The organism is Variovorax sp. E3, assembly GCF_016082275.1.
GTDB lineage: Bacteria > Pseudomonadota > Gammaproteobacteria > Burkholderiales > Burkholderiaceae_C > Variovorax.
This window is the reverse complement of the sequence record NZ_MOWM01000059.1, coordinates 1-15,140: the sequence shown is the minus strand read 5'-3', so window position 1 is coordinate 15,140 and position 15,140 is coordinate 1. Positions and strand designations below refer to the sequence as shown.

General features: G+C 67.7%; 19 protein-coding genes. 9 read left to right on the top strand and 10 right to left on the bottom strand.

All coding sequences use genetic code 11. The features are described 5' to 3' along the window. Nucleotides 1-6 precede the first annotated feature (6 nt). Entirely contained in the window at nt 7-645 is a 639-nt protein-coding gene (locus BMG07_RS20595; RefSeq protein ID WP_198086117.1) for a TIGR02281 family clan AA aspartic protease, read from the top strand. 19 nt (nt 646-664) lie between these two features. On the opposite strand, the gene BMG07_RS20590 is transcribed toward BMG07_RS20595, so the two are convergent. The 4 genes from BMG07_RS20590 to BMG07_RS20575 are packed head-to-tail and all read right to left on the bottom strand — an operon-like array spanning nt 665 to nt 3,007. After that, nucleotides 665-1,018 (bottom strand): RidA family protein, encoded by a 354-nt coding sequence (locus BMG07_RS20590; protein WP_198086116.1) that lies wholly within the window; start codon nt 1,016-1,018, stop codon nt 665-667. Nucleotides 1,019-1,029: 11 nt separating this feature from the next. Then, nucleotides 1,030-1,668 carry a glycerol-3-phosphate 1-O-acyltransferase PlsY gene (gene plsY / locus BMG07_RS20585; RefSeq protein ID WP_198086115.1) on the bottom strand — a complete coding sequence of 213 codons (639 nt, stop codon included), beginning with the start codon at nt 1,666-1,668 and terminating at the stop codon, nt 1,030-1,032. Between the two features lie 29 nt (nt 1,669-1,697). Further along, nucleotides 1,698-2,504, bottom strand: coding sequence for a DUF6348 family protein (locus BMG07_RS20580; protein ID WP_198086114.1), 807 nt, complete (start codon nt 2,502-2,504; stop codon nt 1,698-1,700). An 8-nt stretch (nt 2,505-2,512) separates the two neighbouring features. After that, nucleotides 2,513-3,007: an aminoacyl-tRNA deacylase gene (locus BMG07_RS20575; protein ID WP_198086113.1), complete on the bottom strand. Its 495-nt coding sequence runs from the start codon at nt 3,005-3,007 to the stop codon at nt 2,513-2,515. Between the two features lie 91 nt (nt 3,008-3,098). Between BMG07_RS20575 and BMG07_RS20570 the strand changes: the two genes are divergently transcribed. Genes BMG07_RS20570 through BMG07_RS20560 form a run of 3 tightly spaced genes read left to right on the top strand, consistent with a single transcriptional unit; the run spans nt 3,099 to nt 4,469 of the window. Then, complete coding sequence (locus BMG07_RS20570; protein ID WP_198086112.1) at nt 3,099-3,656, top strand: DUF2975 domain-containing protein; 558 nt, start codon at nt 3,099-3,101, stop codon at nt 3,654-3,656. Nucleotides 3,657-3,663: 7 nt separating this feature from the next. After that, complete coding sequence (locus BMG07_RS20565) at nt 3,664-3,879, top strand: helix-turn-helix transcriptional regulator (RefSeq protein ID WP_198086111.1); 216 nt, start codon at nt 3,664-3,666, stop codon at nt 3,877-3,879. Nucleotides 3,880-3,881: 2 nt separating this feature from the next. Then, complete coding sequence (locus tag BMG07_RS20560) at nt 3,882-4,469, top strand: hypothetical protein (protein ID WP_198086110.1); 588 nt, start codon at nt 3,882-3,884, stop codon at nt 4,467-4,469. A gap of 20 nt (nt 4,470-4,489) precedes the next feature. Here BMG07_RS20560 and BMG07_RS20555 read toward each other — a convergent pair whose 3' ends face one another. Further along, a complete protein-coding gene (locus tag BMG07_RS20555; RefSeq protein WP_198086109.1) occupies nt 4,490-5,551 on the bottom strand; it encodes an aldo/keto reductase in 1,062 nt (353 codons plus the stop codon). Between the two features lie 115 nt (nt 5,552-5,666). Here BMG07_RS20555 and BMG07_RS20550 point away from each other — a divergent pair, with 115 nt between their 5' ends. Further along, nucleotides 5,667-6,596 carry an alpha/beta fold hydrolase gene (locus BMG07_RS20550; RefSeq protein WP_198086108.1) on the top strand — a complete coding sequence of 310 codons (930 nt, stop codon included), beginning with the start codon at nt 5,667-5,669 and terminating at the stop codon, nt 6,594-6,596. A 6-nt stretch (nt 6,597-6,602) separates the two neighbouring features. Here BMG07_RS20550 and BMG07_RS20545 read toward each other — a convergent pair whose 3' ends face one another. Further along, complete coding sequence (locus BMG07_RS20545; protein ID WP_198086107.1) at nt 6,603-7,613, bottom strand: aldo/keto reductase; 1,011 nt, start codon at nt 7,611-7,613, stop codon at nt 6,603-6,605. 129 nt (nt 7,614-7,742) lie between these two features. Here BMG07_RS20545 and BMG07_RS20540 point away from each other — a divergent pair, with 129 nt between their 5' ends. The 3 genes from BMG07_RS20540 to BMG07_RS20530 all read left to right on the top strand — a co-directional run bounded on the left by BMG07_RS20540 (nt 7,743) and on the right by BMG07_RS20530 (nt 10,949). Continuing rightward, nucleotides 7,743-8,651: a LysR family transcriptional regulator gene (locus BMG07_RS20540; RefSeq protein ID WP_198086106.1), complete on the top strand. Its 909-nt coding sequence runs from the start codon at nt 7,743-7,745 to the stop codon at nt 8,649-8,651. A gap of 106 nt (nt 8,652-8,757) precedes the next feature. Beyond that, nucleotides 8,758-9,591, top strand: coding sequence for a MetQ/NlpA family ABC transporter substrate-binding protein (locus BMG07_RS20535; protein ID WP_198086105.1), 834 nt, complete (start codon nt 8,758-8,760; stop codon nt 9,589-9,591). Continuing rightward, nucleotides 9,591-10,949, top strand: a complete 1,359-nt coding sequence (locus BMG07_RS20530; RefSeq protein WP_198086104.1) for an LLM class flavin-dependent oxidoreductase — start codon at nt 9,591-9,593, stop codon at nt 10,947-10,949. Before BMG07_RS20535 ends, BMG07_RS20530 begins: the two co-directional genes overlap by 1 nt. Nucleotides 10,950-11,228: 279 nt before the next feature. On the opposite strand, the gene BMG07_RS20525 is transcribed toward BMG07_RS20530, so the two are convergent. From BMG07_RS20525 to BMG07_RS20510, 4 genes are read right to left on the bottom strand one after another with little or no spacing between them, the layout of a single operon-like run. Further along, on the bottom strand, nt 11,229-11,576 hold the full coding sequence (locus BMG07_RS20525; protein WP_198086103.1) for a hypothetical protein: 348 nt from the start codon (nt 11,574-11,576) through the stop codon (nt 11,229-11,231). Nucleotides 11,577-11,621: 45 nt separating this feature from the next. After that, a complete protein-coding gene (locus BMG07_RS20520; protein ID WP_198086102.1) occupies nt 11,622-12,458 on the bottom strand; it encodes a MetQ/NlpA family ABC transporter substrate-binding protein in 837 nt (278 codons plus the stop codon). A 31-nt stretch (nt 12,459-12,489) separates the two neighbouring features. Beyond that, nucleotides 12,490-13,152 (bottom strand): methionine ABC transporter permease, encoded by a 663-nt coding sequence (locus BMG07_RS20515; protein WP_198086101.1) that lies wholly within the window; start codon nt 13,150-13,152, stop codon nt 12,490-12,492. Next, nucleotides 13,145-14,026, bottom strand: coding sequence for a methionine ABC transporter ATP-binding protein (locus tag BMG07_RS20510; RefSeq protein WP_198086100.1), 882 nt, complete (start codon nt 14,024-14,026; stop codon nt 13,145-13,147). The genes BMG07_RS20515 and BMG07_RS20510 overlap by 8 nt, the downstream gene beginning before the upstream one ends. 237 nt (nt 14,027-14,263) lie before the next feature. Here BMG07_RS20510 and BMG07_RS20505 point away from each other — a divergent pair, with 237 nt between their 5' ends. Then, nucleotides 14,264-15,076 carry a MetQ/NlpA family ABC transporter substrate-binding protein gene (locus BMG07_RS20505; protein ID WP_198086099.1) on the top strand — a complete coding sequence of 271 codons (813 nt, stop codon included), beginning with the start codon at nt 14,264-14,266 and terminating at the stop codon, nt 15,074-15,076. The last annotated feature ends 64 nt before the right edge of the window (nt 15,077-15,140 follow it).

Sequence of the window (15,140 nt, the reverse complement as noted above, 5' to 3'; positions counted from 1 at the left end):
CCTCGCATGAAAGCGCTCCTCGTCGCGGCGCTGTGCGCAGTTGCCGCCGTGGCGCACGCCGCCGGCTCGGTCACCCTGACCGGCACCATCGGCAGCCGCGCGATCCTGATCGTGAACGGCGCTCCGCCCAAGACGGTGGCGGTCGGCGAGACCTTCCAGGGCGTGAAGCTCGTGTCGCTGCAGGCCGAGCAGGCCGTGGTCGAGCTCGAGGGCAAGCGCGTCAACCTGCGCATGGACACGCCGGTGAGCATCGGCGGCGGGGGTGGTTCGGGGGGCGGCAACCGCATCGTGCTGCCGGCCGACAGCCGCGGGCACTTCCTGACGCAGGGCAGCATCAACGGCCGGGCCGTGACTTTCATGCTCGACACGGGCGCCACCAATGTGGCCCTGTCGGCGGCCGACGCGCAGCGCATCGGCCTCGACTACACCAAGGGCCAGCCGGTGCAGATCGGCACCGCCAACGGCATGACCCAAGGCTACCGGCTGCGGCTGCAGTCGGTGCGCGTGGGCGACGTCGAGGTGTACGACATCGACGCCATGGTCTCGCAGCAGCCCATGCCCTTCGTGCTGCTGGGCAACAGCTTCATCAACCGCTTTTCGATGCGGCGCGACGCGGACCAGATGGTCCTGGAAAAGCGGTACTGATTGTTCGCCCGCAGGCCGATCAGGCTTGCGCGGCAGTGACGACGATCTCGATCTTGTAGGCCGAATTGGCCATCTGGGCCTGCACGGTCGCGCGCGGCGGCGTGTTGCCGGCGGGAATCCATGCGTCCCAGATCTCGTTCATGGCCGCGATGTCGGTGATGTCGGCCAGGAAGATCTGCGTCATGAGGATGCGCGACTTGTCGCTGCCGGCCTCGGCCAGCAGGCGGTCGACCATGCCCAGCACCTGCGCGGTCTGGCCGCGGATGTCCTGCGTGGTGTCGTCGGGCACCTGGCCGGCGAGGTAGACGGTGCCGTTGTGCACGGCGGTTTCAGACAGGCGGGGGCCGACGTGGAAGCGGGTGATGGAAGCCATGGTGTTCTCTTTCAGTTCTGTTTTTTGCTGGAGCCGAGCTTCGACTCCGTGCCGGCCGCGAGCCGGCGGATGTTTTCGCGGTGCCGCCAGATCAGCAGCAGGCTCATGATGATGAGGGCAATCAGCACCGTGCGGTCGAGCGGCCACGCAATGCCGCCGCCGATCAGGTAATAGGCCGGCGCAAAGAACGCCGCCACCAGCGACGACAGCGACGAATAGCGGAAGAAGATCGCGATGATCAGCCAGGTCGCGCCCGTGGCAAGCCCCAGCCAGGGCGCGATGCCCACCAGCACGCCGGCCGCCGTGGCCACGCCCTTGCCGCCCTGGAAGCCGAAGAACACGGGGTAGAGGTGGCCCAGGAAAGCCGCGAGGCCGGCCAGCGCCGCCACGCCCGCGCCCAGCCCCCATTGCGCGCCGAACTGGTGGATCACGAACACCGGCACCCAGCCCTTGAGCGCGTCGAGCAGCAGCGTGGCCAGCGCCGCGCCCTTGTTGCCCGAGCGCAGCACGTTGGTGGCGCCGGGGTTCTTGCTGCCGTAGCTGCGCGGGTCGGCCATGCCGAGCGTCTTGCTCACGATGACGGCGAACGACAGCGAACCGATCAGGTACGACACCACGATGGCGATGAGGGAAGGCAAGGTGAAACTCAAGACGGCACTCCGCGGGAGAAAAGTTGTTCTTATTCGGCGACGACCGCCTGGGCAGGCGATTGGATCACGACATATTGCTTGCGAAACTCGAAGCCGCGGTCGGGCCACTGCGTCACGTAGGCGCGCAGCGCCTCGGCGCCGGCCGGCCAGTCTTCGCCGTTGACGCGGCAGTCGGCCTGCACCTCGCCCTGCGCGTCGCGCGCGGCATACAGGCGCACGCCGTACACCGCGTCCGATTCGATCTGCGACTTGAACGCATCCCAGGTGTTGGTGAACAGGCAGCAGGGGCAGAACGGATGCTCTTCGTCGGCCTCGACTTCAGGGTGGGCCACGCGATGCGCCACGGGCCCGAACAGCACGCGGCGCGCGCGCCCTTCCTGCCAGCTCATTTCCATCGAGGTGCAATGCTCCAGTTCCTTGCGCAGCGCGTCCTGGTACACGACCAGGTCCACCTGCGCCCACAGGTCGAAGCCGCGCGCCAGGGTGTCGATGGCCGAGCCGCCGACCGAGTGCTGGAACTCGAAGGTGCCGCCCGGCAGCAATTGCGCGTGCGCGACCTCGATGGTGGTGGAGCTGCTGGCCGTGTCGCCGTCCTTCACCGACAGGCTCAGTATCTGCGGCAGCAGCCACAGCCCGTCGGACAGCACGACCCAGCCGTCCTGCGCCAGCCGGCCTTCGTGGCCGCGCGCGGCGAGCGTCTGGAGCAGCATCGCCGACAGGTCGACGGGCTCCGACCAGGCGCGCTCGCCGTCGCGGTAGTTCATCTCGAACGATGCGCCCTCGCCCGGGTTGGCGGCCAGCCGGGAAGGAAAGAAATCGGAAGACGGGGATGTCATGGCGCCGGCTATTCTGCCAGCGCACATTGAACGGGTTTGGCGCCCAGCAGCGCCGTGCACACCTGCGGATCGATGCCGATCAGGTAGCCGCGCCGCCCGCCGTTGAGCACGATCTTCGGCAGCTCGAGGATGGTCGACTCCACATACACCGGCATCTCGCGCCGCGTGCCGAACGGCGAGGTGCCGCCCACCATGTAGCCGCTGTGGCGCTGCGCCACCTCGGGCTTGCAGGGCTCGACCGACTTGGCGCCGATCTGACGCGCAAGGTTCTTGGTCGACACCGTGCGGTTGCCGTGCATCAGCACGATCAGCGGCCTGGCGTCCTGGTCCTGCATCACCAGCGTCTTGATGACGGTGAACGGGTCGAGCCCCAGCATCTCGGCGCCGCGCTGCGCGCCGCCGTGCTCGACGTATTCGTAAGGGTGCTCGGTGAAGACGATCTTGTGCGCGCGCAGCAACTGCGTGGCGGGCGTCTCGGAGGTGTGGGTGCTTTTCTTGGCCATCTGGCTGGCGGCTCGCGGTTCAGGTCTTCTTCAGAAAACTTATTGTTTTACGATAAAAATTTGCTGCATCACATTCAACATCGGCCCAGCCATGCAGCATACGCCAGCCCCGGCGGCCACGCCTTCGTTCTACCTGAAGCGGCACGCGCAAGTCGTGCGGACGCTGGCCCTGGTCGGGGCGGCGTTGCTGCTCGTGCAGCCCGTGCTGCTGCTCACGGCCAGCAACTGGCTCGACCTGTTCGGCATCGGCAGCTTCCTGGGCCTGCCCAACCTGCCGCCCGACGAGGCGGGCCGCTGGCGCACCGCGGTGGTCAGCCTGCTGCCCGTGGGCGGCGGGCTCTATGCGCTGCGGCATCTCTGGCGGCTGTTCGGTGAATACGGCCAGGGCCGCGTGTTCGGCGCCGCCGCGCAAGACGCGCTGGTGCGCTTCGCATGGGCCGTGCTGCTGCTGGCGCTGCTGCTGCCGCTGGCGCGCGGCCTGATGAGCGTGACGCTCAGCATCGGCAACCCGCCGGGCCACCGCTACCTGGCCATCAGCATCGCGTGGTTCGATTGCCTTCACATCCTGTTCGGCGCCGTGCTCGTGGCCATCGCCCGGGTCATGGCCGAGGCGCGCCGCCTGGCCGACGACAACGCAGGCTTCGTCTGAACACGCCATGCCCATCGTCGTGAACCTCGATGTCATGCTCGCGCGCCGCAAGATGCGCTCGCGCGAGCTGGCGGAACATGTCGGCATCACCGAGCAGAACCTGTCGCTGCTGAAAAGCGGCAAGGTGCGCGGCGTGCGCTTCGACACGCTGGAGCGCATCTGCGAAGCGCTGCAGTGCCAGCCCGGCGACCTGCTCGAGTGGCAGCCATCGCCCGGGGACTGACGATGCGCCGCCCCGCGCTGCCGGCGCTGGTGCTCGCCGTGGCGGCGATGCACGCGGCCGCGCTGTGGCTGCTGATGGTCGCGACGCAGCCGCACAGGTGGGCGGCCGATTCGGCGGCGAGGCGTGTGGTCATGGAGGTGGTGCAGGTGGTGGAGGTGGCGCCGCCTGCCGTGGCGATGAAGGCCGAGCCGCCGGCACCGCGCGCCGCATCGTCGGCATCGCGCCCGATCGCAAGGCGTGCGCCGCCGCCTGCTCGCGGCAATACCGTCTCGGCCCCGAACGCCCCGGCCGCAGCCGCCGAACCACCGCAAGCCGCGAGCCCCGCACCTGCCCCGCCACCGCTGATCCTTCATTCGGAAAGCACCCGCCGCGTCCTGCGCGACATCGGCCGCGAACGCTCTTTCTCCGACCGCGCCACGCAAGACCTCAACGGCACCCCGCGCTCCGCCTTCGATTCACGGTTGAGCACGGACGTCGCCGGCTCCGCGCGCGGCGACTGCATGAAGGGCCAGTTCAAGGGCAGCGGCATGGGCCTGCTGAGCCTGCCGGCGCTTGCGCTGGCAGCGGCCCAGGGCGACTGCGGCCGCTGAGCCGGGCAGGAAGAAAAGCCTCAGGCCGCGGGGTCGCGAATTTCCCAACGGATCTTGTCGATCTCCGCCAGCACTTCTGGCGACAGCGTGGTGCCATGCGCGTTCAAGTCTTCGTCGAGCTGCGCCACCGACGTCACGCCGATGATCGTGCTCGCCACCTGCCACTTCGTGTAGCAGAACGCCAGCGCCAGCTGCGTCGGCGTCAGGCCGTTGTCGCGCGCCAGCTGGTTGTAGCGCCTGGCGGCGCGCAGCGAATCGGGGCGGCCCCAGCGCTGCTTGCGCACCGACTCGTAGCTGGAGATGCGCGCGCCCTTCGGTGCGTCGGGCCCCTCGATGCCGCTCTGGTCGTACTTGCCGGTCAGCAGGCCGAAGGCCAGCGGCGAATACGCCAGCAGTGACACGTTCAGCCGGTGCATCGTCTCGTCCAGCGCGTTCTCGTGGCCGCGGGCAATGAGGCTGTACACGTTCTGCACCGTCGCCACGCGCGGCAGCCCGTGCTGCTCGGCCAGGCGCACGAACTCGTGCACGCCGTAGGGCGTTTCGTTCGACAAACCGATGGCGCGCACCTTGCCGGCCTTCACCAGCTTGCCCAGCGCTTCGAGCTGCTCCAGGATCGGCGTCTTCGAGCTTTCCTTGGCCGGGTCGTAGTACATGTTGCCGAACAGCGGCACATGGCGCTCGGGCCAGTGGATCTGGTACAGGTCGATGACGTCGGTCTTCAGGCGCTTCAGGCTGGCGTTGCACGAGGCCTCGATGTCGGCCGCCGTCATGCCCGCGCCCTCGCGCACCCAGGGCATGCCGCGCGAAGGGCCGGCCACCTTGGTGGCCAGCACCAGCTTCTCGCGCGCGCCGGGGTTGGCGGCAAACCAGTTGCCGATGATGGTTTCGGTGACGCTGTAGGTCTCCTTGCGCGTGGGCACCGAGTACATCTCGGCGGTGTCGATGAAGTCGACGCCGCGCTCCAGCGAGCGGCTCAGAATGGCATGCGAAGTGGGTTCGTCGACCTGTTCGCCGAAGGTCATCGTGCCCAGGCAGACCGGGGTGACGTGCAGGTCGCTTTGACCGAGTTGGATCTTTTTCATGCGCGGGATGCTACCGTCCCGCACCCCAACCCGCTGGCCGCACGGCAAAAACCCGAGCGCCGCCTGTCCTGTGGCGGACTGCGCCGGCGCGGTGGCCTCCTTATCATCGGGCGCCATGTACCAAGCCCTCCGCCCCTCCCGCAGCGAATTCGTGCCCGTGCGCAACCTCAGCTACCACGTGCGCCTCTGGGGCCAGCCCTCCGACACGCGCCCGCCGCTGGTGCTGGTGCACGGCTGGATGGACGTGGCGGCGTCGTGGCAGTTCGTGGTCGACGCCATGGAAGAAGACCGCTTCATCATCGCCCCAGACTGGCGCGGCTTCGGCCTGACCGACGGCGGCGGCGTCGACAACTACTGGCTGGCCGACTACCTGGCCGACCTCGAATGGCTGCTCGACCACTACGCGGGCGAAGGCGATGCCGCAAAGCAGATCGACCTCGTCGGCCACAGCATGGGCGGCAACGTCGCCATGCACTACGCCGGCGTGCGGCCGCAGCGCATTCGCCGCCTCGTCAACCTCGAAGGCTTCGGCATGCCCGCGCGCAAGCCCGACGAGGCCCCCGCGCGCTACGGCCAGTGGATCGACGAACTCAAGCGCCTGCACCGCGGCGAGATGGCGCTGGCCGGCTACTCGGCCGTGGACGGCGTGGCGCGCCGCCTCATGAAGACCAACCCGCGCCTCACGCCCGACAAGGCCAACTGGCTGGCCAGCCACTGGTCGGTGAACCACGCGCAGCCCGACGGCGGCGAGCGCTGGCAGATCCTCGGCGAGGCGGCGCACAAGATCGTCAACGCGCACATCTTCCGGGTCGACGAAACGCTGGCGCTGTATGCGCGCATCACCGCGCCGCTGCTGATGGTCGAGGCCTCCGACGACAGCCTGCACGGCTGGTGGAAGAACCGCTACACGCTCGACGAATTCCACGAGCGGCTGAAGTCGGTCGGCAACGCGCGCATCGAGCGCCTGGAGGACGCGGGCCACATGCTGCACCACGACCAGCCGCAGCGCGTGGCGCGGATGATCGAGGACTTTCTCGCGGGCTGAGCCCGTTCAGGCGGGGCGCGTCTCGCTGTCGAGGCTCGCCATCTGCGACGCGGCATAGCGGTCGCCGGCGGCAGCGCCCTTGGGCACCGCGCGCTCGATGGCGGCGAGGTCGTCCGCGCCGAGCTTCACGCTCAGCGCACCCAATGCCTCGTCGAGCCGCGTGCGCTGCCGGGCGCCGATCAGCGGCACGACGTCGTTGCCCTGCGCCGCCACCCACGCGATCGCGATCTGCGCCACCGTCACGCCCTTGGCATCGGCAATCCGGCGCAGCGCCTCGACCAGCGCGAGGTTGCGGTCCACGTTCTCGCCCTGGAAGCGCGGGCTGTGCGTGCGGAAATCCTTCGCGCCCGCGCCCTCCTTCTTCCAGTGCCCGCTGATCAGGCCGCGCGACAGCACGCCGTACGCGGTGATGCCGATGCCCAGCTCGCGGCAGGTCGCGAGGATGTCGTCCTCGATGCCGCGCGAGATCAGCGAATACTCGATCTGCAGGTCGACGATCGGGTGCACGGCCGCCGCCTTGCGAAGCGTCTGCGAGCCCACCTCAGACAGCCCGATGTGGCGCACGTAGCCCGCCTTCACCAGCTCGGCGATGGCGCCGATGGTCTCTTCGATCGGCACGTTCGGGTCGAGCCGCGCGGGGCGGTAGATGTCGATGTGGTCCACGCCCAGCCGCTGCAGCGAGTAGGTGGCGAAGTTCTTCACCGCCGCCGGCCGCGCGTCGTAGCCGACCCAGCCGCCGGCCGGGTCGCGCATGGCGCCGAACTTCACGCTCACCAGCGCCGCGTCGCGCTGCGCGCCCTTCAGGCCCTTGAGCGCTTCGCCGATCAGCATCTCGTTGTGGCCGCTGCCGTAGAAGTCGCCGGTGTCCAGCAGCGTGATGCCCGCGTCCACGGCGGCGTGGATGGTGGCGATGCTTTCCGCGCGGTCCGCCGGGCCGTACATGCCCGACATGCCCATGCAGCCGAGGCCGAGCGCGGAGACCTTGGGGCCGGTGGCACCCAGTTGGAGTGTGTTCATGGTGGCTGTCCTTTCAGAGGGGGTCGCATGCGGTTGCGAGCGGCATGGCGGTAGTCTGGAAGCAAACGCCCCGTTCGATAATCCGTTCAGCGCCGCACGAGTTGTTCGAAAAACCGCACAATTCCGGCCATGACCGACCCCGATCTTTCCGACCTGGGCGCCTTCGTGGCCGTCACGCGTTCGCGCAGCTTTCGCGGCGCGGCGGCCTTGCGCGGCGTGTCGCCCTCCTCGCTCAGCGAGGCCATGCGCCGGCTCGAAGCGCAGCTCGGCGTGCGGCTCCTGAACCGCACCACGCGCAGCGTGACGCCGACCGAAGCCGGCCAGCGCCTGCTCGACCGCATCTCGCCCGCGCTCGACGACATCGCCGGCGCGCTCGACACGCTCAACAGCTTTCGCGACAGCCCCACCGGCACGCTGCGGCTCAACGTGCCCACCATCGTGGCGCAGCGCGTGCTGCCGCCGCTGGCCAGCCGCTTCTTGCGCGCGCACCCCGGCATCACGCTGGAGATCACGACCAACGACACCTTCATCGACGTGCTGGCCGCGGGCTTCGACGCCGGCATCCGCTACGACGAGAGCATTGCGCGCGACATGATCGCCGTGCCGCTGGGCCCGCGCACGCAGCGCTTCGTGGCGGCCGCCTCGCCCGCCTACCTGGCCGCGCACGGCACGCCCAAACACCCGACCGACCTGCTGAAGCACGCCTGCATCGGCCACCGTTTTCCGAGCGGCGTGCTCGCGGCCTGGGGCTTCGTGCGCAAGGGCAAGGCCGTGAAGATCACGCCGAGCGGGCCACTGGTCGCGTCGATGCTCGACCTTGAGCTGCACGCCGCCGAGTCGGGCTTGGGCGTGATCTACACCTTCGACGAATACCTGCGCCCGTCGATCGACAGCGGCGCGCTGGTGCCGGTGCTCGAAGACTGGTGGCAGGGGTTTTCAGGCCCGTTTTTGTACTACCCGAGCCGCACGCACATGCCCGCGCCGCTGCGTGCGTTCGTCGACTTCCTCAAGAGCGAAGGCCAAGGCCACCCCGCCTGAGCGATATTTGCCGGGCGGATAACCAAGCGCGCGAATCTTCGTTCGCGCGGCCGGCACCGCGTCCTAGAGTGCGCAGCTCCCTTCAGCCTCCCCGGAGTTGCCTGCCATGCGCTTTTCTTCGCGCGCGCCCTTGCTGGCGCGCTGGTCCGCCCCTGTGTTGGGCGGCCTTGCCCTGAGCCTGCTGCTCCAGTTGTCCGCCCACGCCGCCGACCTGCGCGTGGGCTTCATGCCCGGCCCGTACCGCGACGCCTTCACCCACGGCATCGAGCCCCAGCTCAAGAAGCTGGGCTACACCGTCAAGTACGTCGAGTTCAGCCAGGGCGTGCAGCCCAACGACGCGGTCGAGCGCGGGCAGATCAACGCCAACATCTTCCAGCACACGCTGTACCTCAACGCCACCAACAAGCAGCAGGGCTTCGACCTCGTACCGGTGGTGCATGTGCCGACGCCGCCCATGGGCCTGTACTCGCAGCGCCACAAGTCGCTCGACGCCGTGCCCGACGGCGCCACCGTCACGCTGCCGGCCGACCCCGTGAACGCGGCGCGCGCGCTCAACATCCTCGCGGCCGTCGGCTGGGTCACGCTCAAACCGGGCGTGAGCCCTCTGAGCGTTTCGGAGCGCGACATCGCCAGCAACCCCAAGCGCCTGAAGCTCGTGCCGCTCGAAGCCGCGCAAGCTCCACGCTCGCTGGCCGACGCCGACCTGGCGGCAGTGCAAGGCAACTTCGCGGTCGCCTCGGGGTTGAAGCTCACCGAGGCGCTCAAGCTCGAAGACATGACGCTGCCCTACGTGAACGTGGTGGCCGTCAAGCGCGGCAACGAGAACGCCAAGTTCGCGAAAGACATCGTCGCCGCCTATCAGTCGCCCGAGTTCCAGCAGTTCTTCAAGGCCAACCCCGCGTGGGCCGGCTACCGGTTGCCCGACTACTTCGCCAAGTGATGAGCCTCCCCGATTCGAAGAAAACGCCGCGCCGGCAACTGCACCTCAACGTCAACATCCTGCACTCGGGCTTCGTGCCTTCGGCCTGGCGCCTGCCGCAGAGCGACCCGTGGGCCTTTGCTGACATCCAGCACTACGTCCGCACCGCGCGGATCGCCGAGGCGGCCAAGCTGGACGCGGTGTTCCTCGCGGACAACGCGGCCATCGTCGACCAGATCCACTTTCGCCCGATCACCGCGCTGGAGCCCACCGTGCTGCTGGCCTGCGTGGCCGCCGCGACCACGCACATCGGCCTGATCGCCACGGCATCGACCAGCTACAACGAGCCCTACAACATCGCCCGCCGCTTCGCCACGCTCGACCACGTGAGCAACGGCCGCGCGGGCTGGAACGTGGTGACCACGGCCGACCTGCCGTCGGCGCGCAACTTCGGCCTGGACGCCACGCCCGACCATGCCAGGCGCTACGCGCGCGCCTCGGAGTTCACCGACATCGTGAAGGCGCTGTGGGACAGCTGGGAAGACGATGCGTTCGTGGGCGACAAGGCAACCGGCAGCTTCATCGACCCGACCAAGGTGCACGCCATTGCCCACCGCGGCGAACACTTCGCCGTGCAGGGCCCGCTGAACCTGCCGCGCCCGCCACAAGGGCACCCGGTGCTGGTGCAGGCCGGCGCCTCGGCCGACGGCCGCGAGCTGGCCTCGCGCCACGCGGAGGCCGTGTTCTCGGCCTCGCAGTCGTTCGAGGAGTCGCTGGCGTACGCGCGCGCATTGAAGACACGCGCGGCCGAACTGGGCCGGGGCCCCGACGCAGTGAAGGTGCTCGCGGGCCTGACCACCATCGTCGGCAGCACCGAGGCCGAAGCACGCCGGCGCCGCGACGAACTGGTCGACCTGATTCCGTGGGACTACAGCCTGACGCGGGTCGCCGGCACCCTGGGCATCACGCCCGATCGTTTGAAGCTCGACGAGCGCTTGCCTGAAGACCTGCCGCTCCCCGGCAATGGCAACGGCAACCACACCTTCTTCAACGCCGTGGTCGCCGCCGGCCGCACGCACGGCTACACGGTGCGAGAGCTGATTCGCGAGCTGGCGGGCGGTGGTGGCCACCGCGTGATCGTCGGCACGCCGGAGCAGATTGCCGACGACATCGAACGCTGGTTCAAGGCCGGCGCGGCCGACGGCTTCAACCTGATGCCCGATGCGCTACCGCATGGGCTGCAGGACTTTGTAGACGGCGTGGTGCCGATCCTGCAGAAGCGCGGGATCTTCCGCACGGAGTACGAGGGGCGCACGCTGCGCGATCACCTCGGGTTGGCGCGCCCCGAAGGAAGAGCGGCGCAGCGGCTGACGGCTTAGCGCGTTCGGGGGGCGATCACGCCGACGGCGTGCCTTGCTCCGCGAATGTCCTCCGGCCTGCGGCCTCCCCCTTTATTTCGCTGCGCAAGACACCCCATCGACGTGATCGTTGTCAGCACCGGTCGTTGATCGAGCCGAACAAGCGCTGCGCCTGGTGTGCACAGGGCATCGGGTGCTCCCCGCAGCGAAATAAAGGAGGAGGGGCGAAGCCCCGGGGGACATTCGCGGAGGGGAGTACCCGGTGTCCTGTGCACGCGCCCTGAACGACCCCAGAGGCGCCTACTCGTCAGCGTCGTTCCCAGTCAGCGACAGGACCTCTTCGACAAACGCCTCGAACAAAGGCAGCGAAGCAGGCAAGCCGTCAAAAGACTCAACCTCCCCCGCATCGAAGAAATGCGGCTTGCCAGCCGGCAACGAAGCCCATTCGCCAGCCTCCAGCAACAGCCCCAGATAGCCGTCCGCAGTAGGCACATAGAACAGACCCGCGCTGTCGAGCACGCGCTGCCCCTTCTTCTTGCCTCGCCCCCAGCTCACGCCCTGCCCCGCCAGTTTTTCGGTGATCCAGCCGTCGCACACGTGCGTGTCGCACCAGCTTCCTTGGGCATCGAATACGGCCAGAACGGGCATGGGAATGTCCTTTGACTGAGGGAGAGAACGAAAAGAAAGAGTTGCTTACTGCAGGAAGCTGGGCTTCGCGTAGCCCTGGAACTTGCTGTCGACCACCGCCTTGAATTCCTTCGAACGGTAGACCTCGGCAATGTCCTTGGCCCACTGCGTGTTCTTGTCTGCGGTCTTCACGGCCACCACATTCAGGTAGTAGTCGGGCGTCTTCTCAAGCACCACGGCTTCGGTGAGCTTCAGGCCCGACGAGATCGCGAAGTTGCCATTGACGATCGCGTATTCGGTGTCGCCCAGCGAGCGCGGCAGTTGCGCCGCCTCGAGCGGAATGAACTTCAGCTTCTTCGGGTTTTCAGCCACGTCCTTTTCGGTCGAGCGCAGCGCGTCGATGCCCGGCTTGAGCGTGATCAGCTTGTTCTGCTCCAGCAGCACCAGCGCGCGGGCCAGGTTGCTCGGGTCGTTCGGCAGCGTCACGCGGTCGCCTTCCTTCGCTTCGGCCAGCGTCTTGCGCTTGGTCGAGTACACGCCCATGGGCGCGATCGGGCCTTGCACCAGCTCGGTGATGTCCAGCTTCTGGTCGGCCGCGAACTTCTTCAGGTAGACCTGATGCTGGAAGAAATTGGCGTCGAGCGAGCCCTGGGCCAGCGCCAGGTTGGGTTGCACGTAGTCGTTGAACTCCACCAGCTTGACCTTGTAGCCCTTCTTTTCGAGCAGCGGCACGATGCCTTGCTTGAGCTGGTCGGCGTTGGAGCCGGCGGTGCCGCCGATCACCAGGTTCTTCTTGGCGGGGTCTTGCGCATGGGCCTGCAGCGACAGGCCGCCCAGAGACAGGACAGACAGCGCGGACAGCGACAGGGCAAGAACGGAACGGCGCAGGAAAACGGTCTTCATGAGATGAAAAGAACTGAGAAAAAAAGAAAGATCAACGCTTGTCGAGCCTGCTTGCCGTGGTGTTGCCCACGAACTGCAGGATCTGTACCAGCACCACGAGCAACGCCACGGTGAGCACCATCACGTCGGTCTGGAAACGGTAGTAGCCGTAGCGGATGGCCAGGTCGCCGATGCCGCCGCCGCCCACCACGCCGGCCACGGCCGAGTACGACAGGAAGCTCACGGCCAGCACGGTCAGCGCCAGCACCAGGCCCGAGCGGGCCTCGACCAGCAGCACGCGCCAGACGATCTGCAGCTCGGTCGCGCCCATGGCATGGGCCGCCTCGATCACGCCGCGCGGCACTTCGCGCAGGCACTGGTCGACCAGCCGGGCCAGGTACGGAATGGCCGCGAACGACAGCGGCACCGCGGCCGCCAGCGGCCCGATCGACGTGCCCGCGATCACCCGCGTGAACGGCACCAGCGCCACCAGCAGGATGATGAAGGGGAACGAGCGCACCGTGTTCACGATCCAGTTGAGCACCAGGAACGCGGGCTTGTTCTCCAGCGACTGGCCCGGGCCCAGCAGGAACAGCAGGATGCCCAGCGGCCCGCCGATCAGCACGGCCGCCGTGAGGCCGATGGCCAGCATCATGAAAGTCTGGCCCGTGGCAACCCACAGCTCGGGGAGGATGGGGGCGATGTTCTCAAACATAGGCGGGCTCCTTGGCGGCGGCTGCTGCAGCAGCAGTGGCGGCAAGGCCTTGCTGCGCCTGCTCGCGCACGTCGCGCTCGCGCCGGCGCACCAGCTCGTCGATTTCGCGGCCCAGCGCGGTCTTGCGCGGCTCGTTGGGCGCCTCTTCGACCGCGAACTGCTCGATCAGCCGGCCCTTTTCAAGAATGGCCACGTTGCGGCACAGCACCTCGACCACCGACAGCTCGTGCGTCACGATCACGATGGTCACGCCGATCTTCTGGTTGATGTCGCGCAGCGTCTCCAGGAGCGAGCGCGTGGTTTCGGAGTCGAGCGCCGAGGTGGGCTCGTCGCACAGCAGCACCTGCGGGCGCGGCGCCAGCGCGCGGGCGATGGCCACGCGCTGCTTCTGCCCGCCCGACAGTTGCGCCGGGTAGGTGTCAATCTTCTCGGCCAGGCCCACCAGGGCCAGGCATTCGCGCACGCGGGCGTCGATCTCGTCCTTCGAGTGGCGGCCGTGGATCTTCAGCGGGAAGGCCACGTTGTCGAACACCGTGGCGTTCTGCAGCAGGTTGAACTGCTGGAAGATCATGCCGATGTTCTGGCGCGTGTCGCGCAGCTCGCCGCGCGACAGCGTGGTCAGGTCGCGCCCGCCCACGAAGACCTGGCCCGCGTCGGGCCGCTCCAGCAGGTTGATGAGGCGCAGCAGGGTCGACTTGCCGGCGCCGCTCTTGCCGATCAGGCCGAACACGTCGCCCTGCTGGATCTCGAGCGACAGCGAATGCACGGCGTCGAACACCTCGCCGCTGGGCAGTGCGAAAGACTTCTGCACGGATTGAAGTCGGATGACCGGCGCCGCGCTGCCGCGGCCCGCATCGGGCGAAGGATGGCTCATGGGAGAAAAAGGCGGCCAGCGAGGGCGCCGGACGCGAAGGTTCGCGAAAAAGGTGCCGAGTATGAAAACAAAAGCGGCAGAAGGGAACGAAGAAAAAGGATGCTGTTTATATCCTTAAATGCATATGAAATCCGCGTGGCGCGCCATACACGCCATATCGATATGCCTATTCGTTCGTTCCCAATCGCGTGCTGCAGTGCCACATTCGCGCCTTCATTTTTTTGATTTCGCACTGTCATGCACACCACTTTCAGCCGCCGCAGCCTTTTCATCGCCACGCTGGCCGCGGCCCTTTTCGGCGGCAGCGCCGCATTCGCCCAGGACAAGAACACCCTCAAGGTCGGCATTTCGGTCGGCAGCGCCGAGCAGGTGTTCGAAGTGGTCAAGAAGGTCGCCGCCAAGGACGGCCTGACGATCCAGCTGGTGGTGTTCAACGACTACCAGCTGCCCAACGCCGCGCTGGCCTCGGGCGACCTGGACGCCAACGCCTTCCAGCACCAGCCCTTCCTGGACAACCAGAACAAGGCGCGCGGCTTCGACCTCGTGCCCGTGGGCCTGACCATCACGGCCCCGCTGGGCTTCTACTCGCGCAAGATCAAGTCGATCGACCAGTTGCCCGACGGCGCCTCGGTCGGCATCCAGAACGACCCGTCGAACGGCAACCGCGCCTTGCTGCTGCTGCAGCAGGCCGGCCTGATCACGCTCAAGCCCGAAGCCGTGAAGAACAACACCGCCACCCCGCTGGACGTGGTGACCAACCCCAAGAAGCTCAAGCTGATTGCGCTGGACGCCGCCCAACTGCCGCGCTCGCTGGACGACCTGGCCATTGCCGCCATCAACAACGACTACGCCGAGAAGGCCGGCCTGTCGCTGAACAAGGACGCCGTGATCAAGGAAAACGCCAAGAGCCCCTATGCCAACCTGATCGCCGTGCGCCGCGCCGACAAGGACAAGCCCTGGGCCAAGCGCCTGGTGGCGGCCTACCAGTCGCCGGAGGTGAAGAGCTTCATCGAGACGCAGTTCAAGGGGTCGCTCGTCCCCGCGTTCTGATTTCCGGTCTTTCTCCCTCCCCTCCCGGGGGAGGGCCGGGGTGGGGGCCAGCGGCGCCAGCACC